The organism is Clostridium sp. HBUAS56017, from assembly GCF_007115085.1.
Taxonomy (GTDB): Bacteria; Bacillota; Clostridia; order Clostridiales; family Clostridiaceae; genus Clostridium; species Clostridium cibarium.
The window spans coordinates 32,969-51,903 of the sequence record NZ_SULK01000017.1 but is presented as its reverse complement, the minus strand read 5'-3'; the positions used below and the strand labels follow the sequence as shown (position 1 = coordinate 51,903).

Annotated in this window: 17 protein-coding genes and 1 tRNA gene; 17 read left to right on the top strand and 1 reads right to left on the bottom strand. The window is 28.0% G+C overall.

Translation table 11 applies throughout. The annotated features are described in order from the left end of the window. Positions 1–69 precede the first annotated feature (69 nt). The 11 genes from FAY47_RS14455 to FAY47_RS14405 all read left to right on the top strand — a co-directional run bounded on the left by FAY47_RS14455 (position 70) and on the right by FAY47_RS14405 (position 10,016). The gene (locus FAY47_RS14455; protein WP_143317615.1) at positions 70–333 is read left to right on the top strand and encodes a hypothetical protein; all 264 of its coding nucleotides are present in this window, start codon (positions 70–72) and stop codon (positions 331–333) included. Between the two features lie 429 nt (positions 334–762). Next, positions 763–1,077: a hypothetical protein gene (locus tag FAY47_RS14450; protein WP_143317614.1), complete on the top strand. Its 315-nt coding sequence runs from the start codon at positions 763–765 to the stop codon at positions 1,075–1,077. A gap of 20 nt (positions 1,078–1,097) precedes the next feature. Continuing rightward, complete coding sequence (locus tag FAY47_RS14445; protein WP_143317613.1) at positions 1,098–1,406, top strand: hypothetical protein; 309 nt, start codon at positions 1,098–1,100, stop codon at positions 1,404–1,406. Between the two features lie 198 nt (positions 1,407–1,604). Then, complete coding sequence (locus FAY47_RS14440) at positions 1,605–2,990, top strand: PTS transporter subunit EIIC (RefSeq protein ID WP_185966843.1); 1,386 nt, start codon at positions 1,605–1,607, stop codon at positions 2,988–2,990. Positions 2,991–3,090: 100 nt separating this feature from the next. Further along, the gene (locus FAY47_RS14435; RefSeq protein WP_143317611.1) at positions 3,091–3,741 is read left to right on the top strand and encodes a DUF3284 domain-containing protein; all 651 of its coding nucleotides are present in this window, start codon (positions 3,091–3,093) and stop codon (positions 3,739–3,741) included. 243 nt (positions 3,742–3,984) lie between these two features. Next, a complete protein-coding gene (gene polA, locus FAY47_RS14430; RefSeq protein ID WP_143317610.1) occupies positions 3,985–6,591 on the top strand; it encodes a DNA polymerase I in 2,607 nt (868 codons plus the stop codon). 15 nt (positions 6,592–6,606) lie between these two features. Beyond that, on the top strand, positions 6,607–7,203 hold the full coding sequence (gene coaE, locus FAY47_RS14425) for a dephospho-CoA kinase (protein WP_143317609.1): 597 nt from the start codon (positions 6,607–6,609) through the stop codon (positions 7,201–7,203). A gap of 15 nt (positions 7,204–7,218) precedes the next feature. After that, positions 7,219–7,761, top strand: coding sequence for a lytic transglycosylase domain-containing protein (locus FAY47_RS14420; protein WP_143317608.1), 543 nt, complete (start codon positions 7,219–7,221; stop codon positions 7,759–7,761). 23 nt (positions 7,762–7,784) lie between these two features. Then, positions 7,785–8,906, top strand: a complete 1,122-nt coding sequence (locus FAY47_RS14415) for a glycosyl hydrolase family 8 (RefSeq protein WP_143317607.1) — start codon at positions 7,785–7,787, stop codon at positions 8,904–8,906. Positions 8,907–8,969: 63 nt separating this feature from the next. Further along, positions 8,970–9,055: transfer RNA gene (locus tag FAY47_RS14410), tRNA-Leu, on the top strand. 202 nt (positions 9,056–9,257) lie between these two features. After that, positions 9,258–10,016 (top strand): potassium channel family protein, encoded by a 759-nt coding sequence (locus FAY47_RS14405; RefSeq protein WP_143317606.1) that lies wholly within the window; start codon positions 9,258–9,260, stop codon positions 10,014–10,016. Between the two features lie 274 nt (positions 10,017–10,290). Here the strand turns inward: FAY47_RS14405 and FAY47_RS14400 are convergent, their stop codons facing one another. After that, entirely contained in the window at positions 10,291–10,479 is a 189-nt protein-coding gene (locus FAY47_RS14400) for a hypothetical protein (protein WP_143317605.1), read from the bottom strand. 412 nt (positions 10,480–10,891) lie between these two features. On the opposite strand from FAY47_RS14400, the gene FAY47_RS14395 reads away from it, so the two are divergent. From FAY47_RS14395 to FAY47_RS14375, 6 genes are all read left to right on the top strand, one after another. Then, the gene (locus FAY47_RS14395; protein ID WP_143317604.1) at positions 10,892–12,832 is read left to right on the top strand and encodes a HAMP domain-containing sensor histidine kinase; all 1,941 of its coding nucleotides are present in this window, start codon (positions 10,892–10,894) and stop codon (positions 12,830–12,832) included. Then, positions 12,825–14,885, top strand: coding sequence for an ATP-binding protein (locus tag FAY47_RS14390; RefSeq protein ID WP_143317603.1), 2,061 nt, complete (start codon positions 12,825–12,827; stop codon positions 14,883–14,885). Before FAY47_RS14395 ends, FAY47_RS14390 begins: the two co-directional genes overlap by 8 nt. A gap of 63 nt (positions 14,886–14,948) precedes the next feature. Then, the gene (locus FAY47_RS14385; protein WP_143317602.1) at positions 14,949–15,449 is read left to right on the top strand and encodes a TspO/MBR family protein; all 501 of its coding nucleotides are present in this window, start codon (positions 14,949–14,951) and stop codon (positions 15,447–15,449) included. Between the two features lie 104 nt (positions 15,450–15,553). Beyond that, positions 15,554–16,555: a LacI family DNA-binding transcriptional regulator gene (locus tag FAY47_RS14380; protein WP_143317601.1), complete on the top strand. Its 1,002-nt coding sequence runs from the start codon at positions 15,554–15,556 to the stop codon at positions 16,553–16,555. Between the two features lie 159 nt (positions 16,556–16,714). Next, positions 16,715–16,888 (top strand): hypothetical protein, encoded by a 174-nt coding sequence (locus tag FAY47_RS20340; protein WP_185966842.1) that lies wholly within the window; start codon positions 16,715–16,717, stop codon positions 16,886–16,888. Positions 16,889–17,248: 360 nt separating this feature from the next. Further along, positions 17,249–18,910, top strand: coding sequence for an alpha-glucosidase (locus FAY47_RS14375; RefSeq protein WP_143317600.1), 1,662 nt, complete (start codon positions 17,249–17,251; stop codon positions 18,908–18,910). Positions 18,911–18,935: the final 25 nt, after the last annotated feature.

Sequence of the window (18,935 nt, the reverse complement as noted above, 5' to 3'; positions counted from 1 at the left end):
TGTCTTTATATCGTCAAATTATAATTGTATAATAAGATAAAATAATTAATACGAGCAGAGGTAAGGCATATGAATAAGATTGATTTTAAACCTATTCTATATATTTTAATTGGAGTTTTAGCTATAGGGCTATTTTTTAAGGTACTACCATACTTGCTTATTGGAGGGTTTGTAATTTATGTAGTTTTAAAAGTTTATGGATTCTTTAAGAGCAAATCTATTAAAAATAGTAATAAATCAGCAAGCTATACGTATGATACTAATACCCAAAGCTATGCTGAAGACGATGTTGATACTAGTGAGGCAATTGATGTTGACTATAAGGATGTTTAATTAAGAAGAAAGACCGTAAGAGGTCTTTTTTTATTATTTTAGTATAATTTAATAAAAAGTATTCTCAAAGACTGTCTCTTGTAGTAAGAGGCAGTTTTTTTCTAAATTGCATTCTATTGATAGAAAAAAGATATAACTTATATGATAAATGTTATGAAATTTAATTATGCAGAGCATATAATTTGTAGGTATAAATAAAAAAGGTAGGTAAAAAAACGCGAAAATTTCCTAAAAACTATTTACTTTGCTAAAAAAATGTAATAGAATATGTATGTAAAGATTTTCATGGAAGAAATAATCAGTATATCATATATATTCATAAAAAGTATATATATAAATATAATGGTATAATTATAAAAACAAGAATATAGTAAATGTAATTCAATATACTAATATAAGTAGAATATTAAATAGGAGGGATTTAAAGTAATGAGTAACGTATTAGTTATAAGTAAAGGAACTGGACAAGCTAAATCGTTTCAAAAATTCATGGATGATTATACTGTGAAAAATAACTTGCCAATTGAATGGATTTATTCAACGGATAAAAATTATCTTGATGAAATATCATCAAAAGAAATAAAAGTAGTTATAATTTCACCAGAAGTAATGTTGGTTGAAGAAACCATAAAGTCTGAATTAAATTCAAAAGGAATAAAATATATTTCAATTAAGCCATCGGCTTTTGGATTGAAACAAACTGAAAAGTTCATGCCAGATGTTTTAAAATACATTGAAGAATAAAGTTTATTAGGGTGATAAAAATGGGAGATGTCATTTTTACTAGAGAATATCAAAATGTACAAAGTCTTTCAGATTATAAAATAATTATAAATGAGAAAGAAGTAAATTCTATATCCAATGGATCTAGAAAGGTAATAAGCTTAAAACCTGGAGAGTACGAGATTTATGTGAAATGTATGGGAGCACAAAGTCCGATTAAACAGGTGAGAATAAATAACAATGAAACATTAAGATTAAGTTGTGGATCAAATGTTACTGGACTTAAGGTAGCCTTTAGTTGGTTATTTATGTTTGGTAAAAAAAGTCTTTATTTGAAAGAAACGATTTAAACATTATGTTCTAAAATTAATAACATAGTAATAATTATTTACTATGTAGAGATTTAAAGGGTTAACATTTTTAGGGAAGAAAAATGTAAATGATTAAATTTGCTATGTATGATTTTTTGTTTAGATTTTTTACTAAGAGTAAAAGATTTAAGTAGAGAACATTCATATATATCAAAATTATTATTAGGGGGGAAAAAAATGAATTTTATGGACAAACTTTCTGCATCACTTGAAAAATTCTTATTACCAATTGCACAAAAAATTGGTAGTCAAAGGCATTTGGTTGCTTTAAAAGATGGATTTATTGCTATTTTAACTGCTAATATGGCTGGAGCTATTGCCGTAATGATCAATTGCGTTTTCTTGACAAATGATTCGTTAATAGGTAAACAGTTAAACAATTTAGGTTTTTGGAAGGATACTGTACAACCATTTCTTGATAAATGGATTATAAATATTGGTTGGGCTGTTCAGCAAGGAACACTTAAGATTATATGCGTATTATTACTAGTAACAATTGCATATTCTTTAGCAAAATCATATGAATCAGATGCTTTATCGGCTGCTGTAATTTCAGTTGCATCATATTTTGCTCTATTACCATCAAGCCTTACTAAGGATGTATTTACAATGAAAGATGGTAGTTATGTTGAAGGAGTTAAAGATGTATTTTCACTTAATTTTATGGGTGCAAATTCTATGTTTGCTGCTATTATAACTGCTTTTATAGCAACAGAAATTTTTGTTAGAATCACTAAAAAGGGTTGGGTTGTTAAAATGCCTGAAACAGTGCCACCAGCAGTGTCTAAGTCATTTGCAGCAATAATTCCAGGATCTATAACTTTGGTATTTTTTGGATTTATAAATGTTTTCTTTAATAATGTTTTCAGCAAAGATCTTCCAACTTGGATTTTTGATACTATTCAATCACCATTGATGAGTTTAGGTCAATCACCATTTACGTATATATTATTAATATTTATTGCACAGTTCTTATGGTTCTTTGGTTTACATGGTATGAATATAGCAGAAGGTGTTCTTACACCAATGTATAAGCCAGCACTACTTGAGAATACTGATTTGGTATCAAGGGGATTAGAACCAAAATATATTTTAACTAGAAACTTTGTTGATGTTTATGGTTCATTAGGTGGATCAGGTGCAACAGGTGCATTAGTAATTGCAATATTTATATTCTCTAAGAAACAAGAATCTAAGGAACTTGCAAAATTAGCTACAGCTCCTGCTATATTCCAAATTAATGAACCAGTTATATTTGGTTTACCAATAGTTTTGAATGTAGTTTACTTTATACCATTTATACTTACTTCACCAATATTACTAGGTATTGCATATTTCTTTACATCCATAGGTGTTGTAGATTATATTTCTCAGGATCCAGGTTGGACTTGTCCTCCAATTTTCTCAGCTTTCTTTGCTACTAATGGAGACTTTAAAGCAGCAATACTTGCAGCTGCGTTATTAGCTTTAGCTGTAGTTATATATGCTCCATTTGTAATAGTTTCAAATAGAATGGCAAGTGTTGAGGAAGAGTATGATGCTGGAAACAGTACAAATGCTTAATTTAGTGTAAAATTATATAATATAGGAATGCATAAGCTTTGCTTATGCATTCTTTATTAGTATAATAATAGCAAAAGAATAAAAAAATGGAGGTTTATATATGGCATTCTCAAACTCAGCGATAATTAAATATTCAGTTGAAAAGGTTTTTAATGTATTTGTAAGATCTGCAAAAAGAGATTTTCCTAAATTTAATGAAAATAACCCAATAGGGGTTTCTGTAACAAAGAAGGTTGGAGCGTATTCTGCTCAAAATTCCACATTGAAGGTTGAAATTACGGATTATAAAAAGAATGAATTATATCAAATCACAAGTACAAGTCATGATAGAGTATATTATTCCACTTATGAATTTGAAGTAGTAGATGAAAATTTTACAAGGATTACATTAACAGAAGAAGATAAAACTAAAGGATTCTTTTCTTGGTTTAATGTGATAATGCAAAATGTTCTTTTCAAAAATAGAGTGAAGAGGAGATTTAAGTTTTTTCTAGAAGGTCTTCAAAGAGAAGTTGAAATATATGATGAGAAGTTAGCAAAGAATTCTAGGTCGAGAGCTGAAGAAGCAAAAAAAATTGAGGAAAAGGCTGAGGCTAGAAGAGCTAAGGAAGCTGCATTAAAAGCTGCAAAGGAAGCTGAGGAAGCTAAACTTGCAGCCGAAAAGGCTATTGAAGAAGCAAAATTATTAGAGAAGCAAGCAGAGATAGCTATGAAAGAGGCTGAAGAAAAGGCTGTAGAAGAAGTTGAATAATGTTGTTAATAAAAAGCATGGGACCAATATCACCTATGCTTTTTTTAATTCTCTATTTTCTGTACTAGATAGAGGTGTTGGAATTTGCATAATATATAATGATATAGTCCTGCTAAAAATATTATCTTTTTTTATAATTTAAATGAATAATGATTTTAGTTAGGAAAAATAGTATAATAAAACCTAAGGATATATAATGGTTTGCCCTATTTTGGAAAACTGTTATAAATATAGGAGGAAAACATGGAAAGATTATTGATATTAGATTCTAACTCACTTATGAATAGAGCATTTTATGCATTACCACCATTAACAAATAGTGAGGGTATTCATACTAATGCTATTTATGGTTTTACCAATATGTTATTAAAGATGAAGGAAGAATTTAAGCCAGACTACATAGTTTCTGCATTTGATAGAAAAGCTCCTACTTTTAGGCATGTAGAATACGATGAGTATAAAGCAGGCAGAAAGAAGATGCCAGATGAACTAAGAGAGCAATTTCCGTTAATTAAAGAGATATTAGAATTATTATCAATTAATATTTATGAAATAGATGGATTTGAAGCAGATGATATAATAGGAACTGTAGCTAGAATAGCAGAAAAAAACAATATCGAAGTTTATGTAGTAACTGGAGATAAAGATGCACTTCAGCTTGCTAGTAAAAATGTTAAAGTCGTTATTACTAAAAAAGGAGTGACTGAAACTGCAATTTATGATGAAAAAACTTTTATAGATGAATTTAATGTAACTCCAACTCAATTTATAGATGTAAAAGGGCTTATGGGAGATAAATCAGATAATATTCCAGGCGTTCCTGGTGTTGGTGAAAAAACTGCATTTAAGTTAATTCAAACTTATGGGTCAGTTGAAGAAGTACTAAACAATATAGATAAAGTTGCAGGTAAAAAGTTAAAGGAAAACTTAGAGACTTATAGTGAACAGGCAATTTTTTCAAAGAAGTTAGCTACAATTATGACAGAAGTACCAATAGATATAGATTTGGATGAGATTAAGAGTAAAGAAAATTACGATAGAGAAAAACTTAAAAAGTTGTTATTTAGATTAGGACTTAAGAGTATATTAGCTAAACTTAGCGATGGTTTAGAAGAAGTTGAAGAAGATAATATAGAAGTTGAAACTATTAATACTTTACAAGGAATGAAAGAGGTTTTTTCTAAAGAAAAGGAAATTTCATATATAGTTTATTCAACTTTAAACTCTTCAGTTTATTCTAAAATAGAAATAGATAAGCTTATTTTAGGTTCAAAAAATAAGGGAATAGAAATTGCTGTTAAGGATATTTTAGATGAAACTAGAGAAGAAGGACTTAAAGTAATTAAAGACTTTATGGAAAATGAATCTATTAAAAAGGTAATTCATGATGCAAAGGGATTAATCACTATATTGACTAAGGAAAATATAGAGTTAAAATCCTTTGAATTTGATACAGCCATTGCAGCTTATCTAGTTGACTCTTCAAAGGGAGAGTATAAGTTAGGTGCCTTAGTGAATCAATATTTAGGAGAAGATCCAAAGGGAGAAGAACATGAAATTCTAGTAAAACTTTCTTCCTATATGAGAGAAATATATAGTGTTCTTAGTAAGAGAATAACAGAAGATGAAATGGAAGAACTTTATTATAAAATAGAACTTCCGTTAGTAACTGTATTATCATATATGGAAAGTCAAGGTTTCAACATAGATAAAGATATGTTGGATAAATTAGCAGCTAAGTTTAAGGATGAAATAGAAAGGACTCAAAAGGAAATATTTGAACTTGCAGAAGAAGAGTTTAATATAAATTCTCCAAAGCAGCTAGGTAAGATACTTTTTGAAAAACTTGACTTGCCAGTTATTAAGAAAACTAAAACTGGATATTCAACAAATGCAGATGTATTGGAAAAGCTTCAGGATAAACATCCTATAATACCAAAGATAACTTTCTTTAGGCAAATTACAAAACTTAATTCTACTTATGTTGAAGGACTTAAAAATGTTATTGATGAAGATGGATTTATTCACTCTAGTTTTAATCAAACTGTAACTACAACAGGAAGACTATCGAGTACTGAGCCAAATCTTCAAAATATACCTATAAAATATGAAATGGGTAGGGAGATAAGAAAAGTATTTACTCCAAAGAAAGAGGGGGATATACTTTTATCTTGTGACTATTCTCAAATAGAACTTAGAGTTTTAGCACATATGGCTGGGGATGAGAATATGATTAAAGCTTTTAAAGAGCATAGTGATATTCATACGAAGACTGCTTCTGAGGTGTTTAATGTACCAATTGATGAAGTGACTTCACTTATGAGAAGTAGAGCCAAGGCGGTTAACTTTGGAATAGTGTATGGAATAAGTGACTTTTCATTAGCTCAAGATTTAAAGATAACTAAAAAAGAAGCTTCAGAATATATGAAAATTTACTTTGATAGATATCCAAAGATAAAGACCTATTTAGAAGAAGTTGTTGAAAAGGCTAAGGAAGATGGTTATGTACTAACAATATTTAATAGAAGAAGATTTATACCTGAAATTAAATCATCAAATAAAATTGTAAAAGCCTTGGGAGAAAGATTAGCTATGAATGCACCTATTCAAGGAAGTGCAGCAGATATAATAAAAATAGCTATGGTTAATGTATATAATAGGCTAAAAAGTGAAAAACTAAGAAGTAGTTTAATTTTACAGGTTCATGATGAACTTATATTAAATGTTAAGAAGGATGAAGAAGTTTTAGTTAAAGCTTTAGTTAAAGATGAAATGGAGAATGCGGTAAAACTTCATGTTTCTATGGAGGTAGATGATAATGAAGGGTATACTTGGTATGAGGCTAAGTAGTAAGGAGGAATAAAAATGATTAAGGTAGGATTAACAGGTGGCATTGGAACAGGTAAGAGTACGGTGTCTAGCATGTTAATTGCAGCTGGATTTAAGGTTATAGATGCAGATTTGGTAGCAAAACAGGTATTGAATAACTATCCACAAATCCTTGATACTGTTAGGCGTGAATTTGGTGAAGGTTTTTTTGACTGGAGAGGTCAATTTAGAAGAAAAGAATTTGGGAATCATATATTCAGATTCCCAAAACAAAGAATAAAATATGAAGCTATAATAATACCTTATATAATAAAGGAAATTAATTTAGCATTTGAAAGATATGAAAAAAATGGTGAAAAGCTTGTTGTGCTTGATGCACCTACCTTGATAGAAAATAATCTTCATAAAGATATGGATTATGTAATATTGGTTTGGGCGGATAATAACACTCAAATTCAAAGAGTAAAATTGCGTGATAAGGTGTCTAATGGCGATGCAATAAGTAGGGTTAACGCTCAGATGTCTCTAGAAGAAAAGAAAGAGTATGCTAATATATTAATAGAAAATAATGGGGAGCTTGCAAAGACACAAAAGCAAGTGGAAGATATAATAGATTTTTTAAAAATAATTTAATAAAAAGGAGAATCCATGAAGTTTAGAAAACTGATTGCATTTGTAATCTTAATAATCATTGCTTTCTTTAGTGGACAATATCTACTAAAAGAGTGTATTTTTCCTTTTAGACATAAGGAAGCAATTATAAAATATTCTAAGGAAAATGATTTGGATCCTTATTTTGTGGTTGCCGTCATAATGGCAGAAAGCAGATTCGAAAAGGATGCAAAATCTCATAAAAACGCTTTAGGATTAATGCAGATAACAGAAGGTACTGGTAAGTGGATTGCTGAAGAAATGGAACTGACAGATTATTCTCCTGATAAACTGTATAATGAAGAGTATAATATCAAAATGGGATGTTGGTATTTAAATAATTTACGAGAAGAATTTGGTGAGATGGACTTATATATAGCTGCTTATAATGCAGGAAGAGGTCGTGTTAATGAGTGGTTATTAAATAAAAACTATTCTAGTGATGGCAAAACATTAAATTACATACCGTATAAAGAAACTAAGAAATATGTTGATAAAGTTAAAACCTACTATAGGATATATAAGATGATGTATGAATAGATAGATAAAGTAAAGGTGGAAAAATGATAAAGAAGAATAGAGTTGTCCTTGTGATTTCAACTATAATTTTAATTTGTATAGTGGCATTTTATTTTAGCTTGCCATATATTAAACCTATAAATAGTAAAATTGTGTGGAAAAACAATCCTGTAAGTGAAAAGGAACAAATATTACTAAACTTTGTTAATTCAAAGCTAATGAATGAGGAATATGGTATAAAAACTAACTATAAAGAAGCTAGTTCTAAAGGGGAAATAACTAAAGGAGATTCCGTACTATCTGAGTCTCAAGGGTTGATGCTTCTATACTATATAGATAGAGATAGAAAAGGGGAATTTGATCAAATATTATCTTATATAAAAGATAATATGATTTTAAAAAACGGACTGTTAAGTTGGAGAGTTGAAGGGGAAGAAGCTGCTGGAGTAAATTCAACGATAGATGATTTAAGAGTGGTAAAGTCATTGTTACTTGCATCAGAGAGATGGAATGATAGAAGCTATAGGAGCTTAGCATTTAAAATCTCCAAGGGATTTAAGAAAGAATTAAGGGATGATAATTTACTAGCTGATTTTAATGATGGATATGGAAAGAGTAGTAAAACTACATTGTGTTATTTAGATCTTGAATCACTTAAATTATTAGCAAATCTAGATAATGAATTTAAACCTATATATGAATCTTCTTTGATAATTATGAATAATGGTTTTATAAGTGACAATTTGCCATTATATAAGAAGGAATATGATAGACAGAACAAAGTTTATGATGATGGGGATATAGATATGGAGTTAAATTCCATAATATTATTAAACAGAGCTCAAGTAGGCGAAGATGTTATAAAAAGTGTTAACTGGATTAAAGGGCATTACAAATCTGACGGAGGAATATTTGCTAGTTATGATAAAAACACAGGAATACCTAAAAGTAATATAGAAGCGACTTCTATATATTCAAATTTGCTTCAAGTTGCAGATTTAATTGATGATAATGATTTATACAATATATGTAAATATAAACTTGAAGGTTATCAAGTAATTAATGAAGAAAATGAAATTTACGGAGCATATGGAGATTCAAATACTTACGAGGTACATTCATTTAATAATCTAAATGCTTTACTTGCATGGAGAAAGGTTCATTAATTTTTCACATTGAAATGGAATGAAATTTAGGGTATTATATACATAAGGTATATTTTATTTCAAGCAGGTGTGCTGGAATCGGCAGACAGGCACGTTTGAGGGGCGTGTGTACTAGTTACGTACGGGTTCAAGTCCCGTCACCTGCACCAAGTTATATATTTAAAGTGAGTCTATTGCTTCGTTAAAAGGCAATGGGCTTTTTGTTTTTAGACAAATCTTGTCTGTTGAGCGCAATTGTTGTATGATATAAGTATAAATGTAAATAAATTACTGATAATTTAATGTGATTATTTAAATTATTTTTAGAATCAACAAACTTATTAAATATCAGAATTAAAAGAGGTAATATAAATGAATCGTAAATTATGTTATGAGGTATTTATAACTTTGCTATCACTAATAGTTTGTATAATAATTTTTGTAGAATTGGCATTTGACTTAACAAATAACATTGCTACAATATTAAATATTTTAGATGATATCATATGGATTATTTTTATAATTGATTATGTAGTAAGACTTATTTACAGTGAGAATAAAATGAGATTTATCAAAAATAATAAAATAGACCTTATTTCAATAATACCTTTTAATTCAATGTTTCAGTCATTAAGAATTTTAAAAGCTGGGAAAGTGTTAAGATTTGCAAAATTATTTAAGTTGTTTAGGCTTGTAATCTTTTTATATAAATTTAAAAGTAGGGCAGATAAATTTTTGAGAACTAACAACTTTGAGTATATATTGATAGTTACTGTCTTAACGGTTTTTCTTGGGGCATTTGGTATTTCTGTTGCAGAAGATAAAAATTTTGCTGATTCTATTTGGTGGAGTTTTGTAACTACAACTACGGTTGGATATGGAGATATAAGTCCATCAACTAATACTGGTAGAATAATAGCATCAATATTAATGTTAGTTGGAATAGGGTTTGTTGGGATGTTAACAGGAACTATAGCAACATACTTTTTAAATAGTAAGAAGAAAGAAAAAACATATAAATATGAAATTATCGAAGATATTAAAGAAAGATTAAATGATTTTGAATCATTAAGTAAGGATGATTTAAATGATATGCATAAAATTTTAGTTAGTCTTAAGGATAGAGATTAAGTAAATAGTGATAATTTACTTATTATAAAAGGATGACAAGGTTCGGCTTCACAATGTCCTAAAAAAGATTCTTGTAATAAATGTGTTAAATAAAATTTGTTAAAAATAAAGTTGTTCAGAATCTAGTTTTTGCTAGATTCTTTTATTTTTTGTAATTACAACAAATAAAAAAATGGCTAAAGGGGAAGCCATTCTTTGTATGTACATTTCACAAAACAACAGCCTTCTATGATATATTTATTTTATCATAGCAAGCTGTATATTTTGTGATTTGCTATATTTCTGTAATAGAAATTGCAGAAAGGGTTACATTTACAGAAATATGTTCTCCAATAACAAGACCATTTTTACAATCAATTCTTGTATCATCGTCTATAGCAATAGATAAAGTTTCTCCAGAATCTGTTATTAGTTGTAAAGTATGCATTGCACTACCCTCACCTACTTTTCCGTTAATTATCATACAAACACCTCCTTATTTCAATGATGTGAACATTATAGTATATTCTGTATAAAACTCAAATATTTCACAATAGACTTGATTTAGAAATTATTTAAGTAGAGCGGCGACTAGATGAAGAATAATTACTATATTGTAAAGATATTAAGAATAATAAGTTTTATTAGCCTCTATAGAAAAGTAATCAAATAGAGGACGAGGTTAGAATAAAGATTTATATAGATACATTATAGAGTTTAAATTTAATTATATTTCGAAATGTAGGATATAGAATAAAGGATAGAATACAAAACTAAACATAAAAATGTAAGGTTTTTATTTTTTAGAAAAGGATAGTTTAACAAAAACTATCTTTTTTTGGTTTTTCCATGCAAAATAGTGTAAAATAAAATCAGATAATCATGGGGGGAAATTGATGAAAAAGAATGATAGATTTACGGAAGCTTTATATATTGAAAGAGACAAGTGCATATACAGTTCATGTTTAGCAGCAATTATATTCGTTACATTTACAATAGTATTTAATGAGTACAAGGAACTAACAAAATCAATTATAAGTATTATTGTTATAATTGGTGCTTGTTCAGTTATTATGTTGACAGCAGCAGTGTTAAAGATATATGAAGCAGCATATTATAGGATAATGTGTTCCTTCTATATTTTCGCTGCTCTTGCCAATATAGGTAATTTAATATTTAAAGAAGAATTTAACTATATATGGTCTAGTAGTCAAGGTACTAGATTAGCTGGACATACGTTATTCATATTTATTCTTACATTGATATGTTTAAAAATGACAGAATGTGTAGATGAGGTTAAAAACAGAAAGGTAGGAAAATATTTATTTGGTGCCATATGTATTGCAGTAACTTACTATAGTTCTAAATATAATTATGGATATTTTGTAATTGAAGCTACAAATATAATTGTTTTATTTTATGGACATCTAATCAATAAAGAATTAAAGGAATTTGAATTTAGTAATGGAAGCAGAATTAACACAATATTATATATTCTTTATAGTAGCAGGATTATTATTACATTAAATATAATTAATGTTGCACTAAAAGGTAAAATTGAATTAATTGACTTAATAATTAGGGTTTTAGTATTTGCGTGCTATATAAGCAATTTAGTAATAACAATAGATAAGTTATTAAATAGACCTTATAAGGTATTGTTTAGTGATTTATATAAACAGAATACAGAAATGAATGAGCTTAATAACGAAGTTGTTAGAAAGAATAGAGAATTAGAATTTTCACAAGCAATAATAAAAAAGAAAGAAAAGATGTTTAAAACTTTTTTTAGCAGTGTTCCAGTGCCATTAGCTATTATTTCTGAAAAAGGAAGAGTCACATTTATAAATTCAAGTTTTAAGGAACTTGTTGATGAAGACAATATAAAGAATATAATTAATAGAAAAATAAATTCCATAATAAAAAGTAAAAATGAAGATGATGGAGAATATTCATTTATGAAAGAACACAGTATTATAAGCGGTGTTTTTGAAGGCAAAAAAGAACAAAAGTATGTAGATATGGAATTGGTTGATATATCAAATAACAAAGAAGAATGTTTAATTATATTTAATGATGTGACTTCAAAAATAAAAATAGGGCAGCTTAGAGCAGAGATGGAGAATAATATTTTTCAGGAGAGGATAAAGAGAGATTTTCTATCAAATATTTCACATGATCTAAAAACACCAATTAACGTAATATATTCAGCAGCTCAGCTTATAAGCGTTTATATTGATTCTGGCAATAGAGAAGCATTGAAAAAGTACAACTTAATTTCTAAGCTTAACTGCATCGCTTTGATTAGACTTACAAACAATCTTATTGATAGTAGTAGAATTTATTCAGATTATTTATCTGCAAATTTGCAGGTTAAAAATATTGTAGAGATAGTTGAAGAAACAGTAACTTCATTAATAGACTATGCTAAAAATAAAGATATTAACTTATTGTTTGATACAGATGAAGAAGAGATTTACGTAAACTTTGATGATGAATTTATGCAAAGAATAGTGATAAATCTTGTATCAAATGCAATTAAATTTTCAAGAGAAGGTGGAAAGATAGAAGTAATTATCCAAACTCTTGAAGAAAAAGTTAAGTTACTAATAATAGATAATGGAATAGGTATGGAAGAAGAATTTATAGAAAGAGCTTTTTCAAGATATGCTATGGGGAAAAATAATGAAAATAGAAGCGAAAAAGGTACAGGCATAGGGCTTTTTGTTGTGAAGAAATTAGTTGAAAAGCAAAATGGAGAGATTTTTATAAAGAGTAAAATAAATGAAGGGACTGAAATAGAAATGCAATTCAACAAGGAGTTATATAATGGTTGATAAGAATAATATTATTACGGATACATATAAAAGAAAAGAAAAAAAGATTATTACATATGCTTCAATAATAGTTCCTATTATAGTTATAGTAATTTCTTCTTTGCTAATGAAAAATAGTGAACATATATTGCTTCTATTAGTGGAGATATTTTGTGCTACTCTAGGAGTTAGTGTTGGGATAATTGCTGTACTAAATAAAGATCTACAGGAAGGATTTTTTTATAAAAATATAGGGATTGGATTTTTATTCATAGGATTGGTTACATTTGTTACAATAATTATCTGTTGTAATTTTGAAGATGGACTTAATGGAAAGATATTTATGAATTTAAAGATTACTACATATTATTTGGAATACTTAGTAATAGTATTTGCATATGAATTTGCAATAATAAAGGAAAATGTAACATTTAATGTAACAGTATTTGGTATGCTTTTCTCTGTTATATTAGTTTTTATAGCAGTAATATATATGAATAATTTAATTAATATCTTTTCTGAAATTTTGTATTCCAGCGTGATTTTTACTATTCCAATATTAATTATATTATGGATAAAGATTTATTTAGATGAGAAATGTCTTAGTTCAAAAGAGAAGAATCGAATATATAAATTTATAGTTTTTGTTGCACTTCATCAAATAACATTTATATTATATAATCATGTAAATTATAATTTGATTTTTATTGCAGGGATATTTAAATATCTAGCTTATTATGAAATGTTTGATTTTATTTCAACATACGTATTAAAGAAATCTTATATATTAATGAAGAATAACCTAATTGAAGCTCAAAAAACTGAAAAAGAATTGAACAATTTATTAAAGAAGAGAAATAAAACTTTGGTTGAATTGGAACATTTAATAGAGAAAAGTGGTAAAAGGTATGGGGAACTGATAGAAGGTATTTCTGACGGAATAATAATGTTTTATTTCGATAAAGTATATTACATCAATGCGGAGGCTACTAATATAATAGGAAATTTAGGAGGAAATGAGTTTAGTAAAATAAAATTTAAGGAATTTACTGAGTATATACTCACTAAAAAATTAATTATAGAAAATTATACAGCTATAAAGGAAGGAATTAACCAAATTGAACGAATGGATAGAGAAAGCTTTAAATTTGATGTTACTAGTTATTCTGGTCTCCAATACGAAATGTATTTTCTAAATATCGATAGTATAAATAGGTTGGTTTATATGAAAAATGTTACGGAGGCTAACAGAAATTATGAATTTAAAAGAAAATACGCTGAGTATATGAAGGGAGAAGAGTTGAAAAATGAATTTTACTCAAACATTTCCCATGAACTTAGGACTCCAATTAATTTAATTTATTCAGCACTTCAATTAAGTGAGATTAATTTGAATGATGACAAGCTTGAAAGTATAAGAAAGCAAAATTTGACTATAAAACATAATTGTTTAAGGTTAATTAGAACAATTAATAACTTTATTGACACTAATAAAATATCAGAAGGATATTTAACGACTAATATGAAAATACATAATATAGTTTCAGTGGTTGAGAATATATCATTAGCTTGTAGTAAATATATAGAAAAGATAAATAATAACTTAATATTTGATCCTGAAGAAGAAGAATTCTATGTAGAATGTGATAAGGATATGATGGAAAGAGTTATTTTAAATTTATTATCTAATAGTGTTAAGTTTGGTCGTGATGGAGGAACTACTACTGTTGATATCTCAGCTAATAAGGAAACAGTAACAATAAGGATTAAAAATAATGGATATATAGTTGATGAGGAAATAAGGCCATTTCTATTTGATAAATTTACAAAAATAAATAAGTCTTTAAATAGGACAACGGAAGGTAGTGGATTAGGATTATATCTAACAAAAGCTCTATTAGAACTTCAGGGGGGAGACATAAGTTTAGAATCTAGTGATGAAATAGGAACAGAATTTATTATCTGTATGCCTAGATCATATGATGAGGATAAATGTGAACCAGAAGAAGATTTTGAAATGATGAATCCTATTAATGAAAAGGTAGATATAGAATTTTCAGATATATACATATAAAAATATGGAATAATGAACTTCTTTAAACATAATTATAAGTATTAATATGTTTACGAGGTGTTTATGAAGAATATATTTAAAGTGAATGGACATGTTAAGGTAATACCACTTATAATTTTTGTTTTTTTACCTTTAGTAGGAGGGTATTTAGTAAACCTAGTTACAAGGAATAGTGCTACTATCTATGAGCAGCTGGAGAGACCATTTTTTGCACCACCTTCAATGGTATTTGTAATAGTATGGCCTATACTTTATATACTTATGGGAATAGCTTCTTATAGGATCTATATGATTAGGGATCAAGGTGAAAATATAGGAACTGCTCTTTTTTATTATTTAATTCAGTTGCTACTTAATTATTTTTGGAGTTTTTTATTCTTTTCATTTAGACTTTACGGATTAGCATTTATAGAACTTATCATTTTATTAATATTTATAATTATTACGTTTATAAAGTTTATTAAGATTGATAAAATAGCAGGGATATTACTAATTCCTTATATAATATGGGTAAGCTTTGCTGGAATACTAAGTTATTTTATTTGGGCAAAAAATGAGATGTGATTAATTGTAAGAGATTACTTGTTATATCAGTAATCTCTTTTATTTTAGATTGCAATTTATTATAATAGGTTAAAGAGATTAATTGAAAGTAGATGGAAATAGATATGAAGGTTACTATAAAAGATGTGGCGAAAGAAGCAGGGGTAGCAACTTCTACTGTTTCGAGAGTATTATCAAATAGTGATAGAATAAGTGATGATACCAAAGAAAGAGTGAATGAGGCGATTAAAAAACTAAATTACATACCTAATGCTATGGCTAGAGGATTAGCGAATAATAGGACTAATATTTTAGCTGTAGTAGTACCTCAAGGGGCTGAAAATTTATTTGAAAATCAATTTTTTATACAAGCAATGAAAGGTATAAGTATATATGCTGAGCAAAGAAATTATTATATAATGTATGCCTTTCAGGAAGATAACAGTACTGATGAAAATTGGATAAGAAGATTTACAGATAGTAAGTTAGTTGATGGAATATGTTTACTAAGGGTTAGCGAACATGATAAATATGTTGACTATTTAAAAGAAATAGACTTTCCTTTTGTGATAATAGGAAGACCAGAGGAAGCAGATGAGGTTCTTTGGGTTGATAATGATAACTTCAAAGCTATGTATGACCTAGTAAATTTGCTTTTGGATAGAGGACATAAAGATATTGCTTTTATAGGAGCACAAAAGAGCTTAAATGTATCTATAGATAGGTTAAGAGGTTATGAGGAAGCTCTATCAAGTAGAGGGTTAAAGATAAATAATAATCTTATTTATGTAGGTAAAGAATTTAATGAAAAGTGTGGAGAGTTAGCAATAGAAACTTTTATGAAAAAGGAATTGCCTACAGCTATTGTAGCAACAGATGATATGATAGCATTTGGGGTACAAAATCAGTTGAAGAAATGCAATTTAGAGGATATTTCAGTAGTTGGTTTTAATAATGTTCCTTTATCAGTACATAGAAATCCTTCGCTAGCATCAGTAGATATAAATTCAGAAAAACTTGGATATTATGCTACAAAACTTTTAATTAATAAGATTATCAAGGAAGATATAAGTAAAAATTATTATATTATTGATACTAAATTGGTTGAAAGAGAATCGCTTAAGTAAATGGTTATCAAAAAAATTCACAAAATCTAATGTATAATTGTGCATTAGAGACTAGTGAAAAAATAAAGAATGATATTCTTTTGGATATAAATAGATTTAACGAGTATTGCACAAAACTTTTAAAAAAAGTTATGTAAAAGAAATGCCCTATAGAGAAGTATGGAAATACACATGATTCATTGTGGAATAGTTTCATTAATTATTGTTGGGAAGATTACAATAGTAAAGTGGGAATGGTCTTCTTCAATTGTAGGAGTAAATAAGGTTAGTTTAATTAATATGGATTTGTTAAAAACAATTTATATTTCGCAAGTACTATCTAATAAAGAGTAAGCTAATAGTGAAACTAAGCTTCAAATACGGGAAGTGTAAACTGGGGCTGTTTAAATTGAGTTTTTAATAGATGAGTTTTAGGATAAATAATATATATGGCTATGAAGGTATTACATAAGAATCTTCATAGCCATTTTTCATTAAGAGGAAATTAATTTTATTCGTGCAAGCGTTTGCATAAAAATGAGATAATTGAAGATAGATTGAAATAATCAAAAAATTTAAAGAAAAACAATGATAAATAAACTTTGTAAACTTTTTCTTAAGGTGATATTCTAAATATAGAAAGTTAGTCCAATTAAATAAAAAAACAAAGCAGTATTTTGCGCATTTGAGCAAACGGTTGCACGGGAGGTATATGTGAAAAGAAAATGGTGGAAAGAAGCTGTAGGATATCAAGTTTATCCGAGAAGCTTTATGGATTCTAATGGAGATGGAATAGGAGACATTCAAGGTATTATATCTAAATTAGACTATTTAAAAGATCTAGGAATAAATGTAATATGGATTTCTCCTATGTATAAGTCACCTAATGATGACAACGGTTACGATATAAGTGACTATAAAGACATTATGGATGACTTTGGAAGTATGGAAGATTTCAATGAGCTATTAAGGGAAGTTCATAGAAGGGATATGAAGCTTATTTTAGATTTAGTAGTTAATCATACTAGTGATGAACATAAGTGGTTCATAGAATCAAAATCTTCTAAAAATAATCCTAAAAGAGATTGGTATATATGGAGAGAAGGGAAGGAGGGAAAGGAACCTAATAACTGGGAAAGTATATTTAATGGTTCAGCTTGGGAATATGATGAAGAAACTAAAGAATATTACTTACACATATTTTCAAAAAAGCAACCTGATCTAAATTGGGAAAATCAAGAGGTAAGAGAAGAAATCTACAAAATGATAAACTGGTGGCTAGATAAAGGAATAGATGGGTTTAGAGTTGATGCTATAAGTCATCTTAAAAAAGAAAAAGGCCTTTTGGACATGCCAAACCCAGATAATTTACAGTATGTTAATTCTATTGAAAAGTATATGAATGTAGAAGGAATTCAAGAAATGTTAGCGGAACTAAAAGAAAGGACTTTTTCAAATTACGATATTATGACAGTTGGTGAAGCTAACGGAGTAAGTTCTGAAGAAGCAATAGAGTGGGTTGGAGAAGAAAGAGGTAAGTTCTCAATGGTATTTCAATTTGAACATCTTTATCTTTGGAATAATGATAATGATCAAGAATTCAAGCCAAGGGAACTTAAAGAAACCCTTACAAGGTGGCAAAATGCTTTAGATAAAGATGGTTGGAATGCTCTATTTATTGAAAATCATGATATTCCAAGAGTTGTTTCAAGTTGGGGTGATGACAAGAAGTACTGGAGAGAAAGTGCTACAGCTTTAGCTTTAATGTATTTTATGCAAAAAGGAACACCATTTATTTATCAGGGACAAGAGCTTGGAATGACTAATGTACCTTTTGAGTCTATTGAAGAATTTAACGATATAATGAGTATCAACATCTATAACAAAATGGTTGGGTGTGGAAAAGATAAAGGAGAAGTTTTAAAAACAATAAAGGCAACTTCTAGGGATAACACACGTACTCCAATGCATTGGGATGATACAAGCAATGCTGGCTTTACAAAAGGTACACCTTGGATAAAAATTAATGATAATTATAAAAAAATTAATGTAGAAAAAGAAAGTAAAAGTGAAGATTCAATATTAAATTTTTATAAAAAAATGATTAAATGCAGAAAGGAAAACTTAGCATTAGTTTATGGAGAATATAGTTTAATACTAGAAAATGATGAAGATATATATGCTTATACAAGAACCTTAGATAATGAAAGGTATATTGTTATTACAAATTTGTCAAATAAGTTTGTTAAGTATAAATATATTGAAGCAAAACTTAGTTACGAAAACTTGTGTTTAAACAATTATAATGTAGACCCTCATGAAGAAATGACAGAATTTATGTTAAAACCTTATGAAGCTAGACTTTATAAAATTTAGGTATTATATAGTAGGGGGAATTATT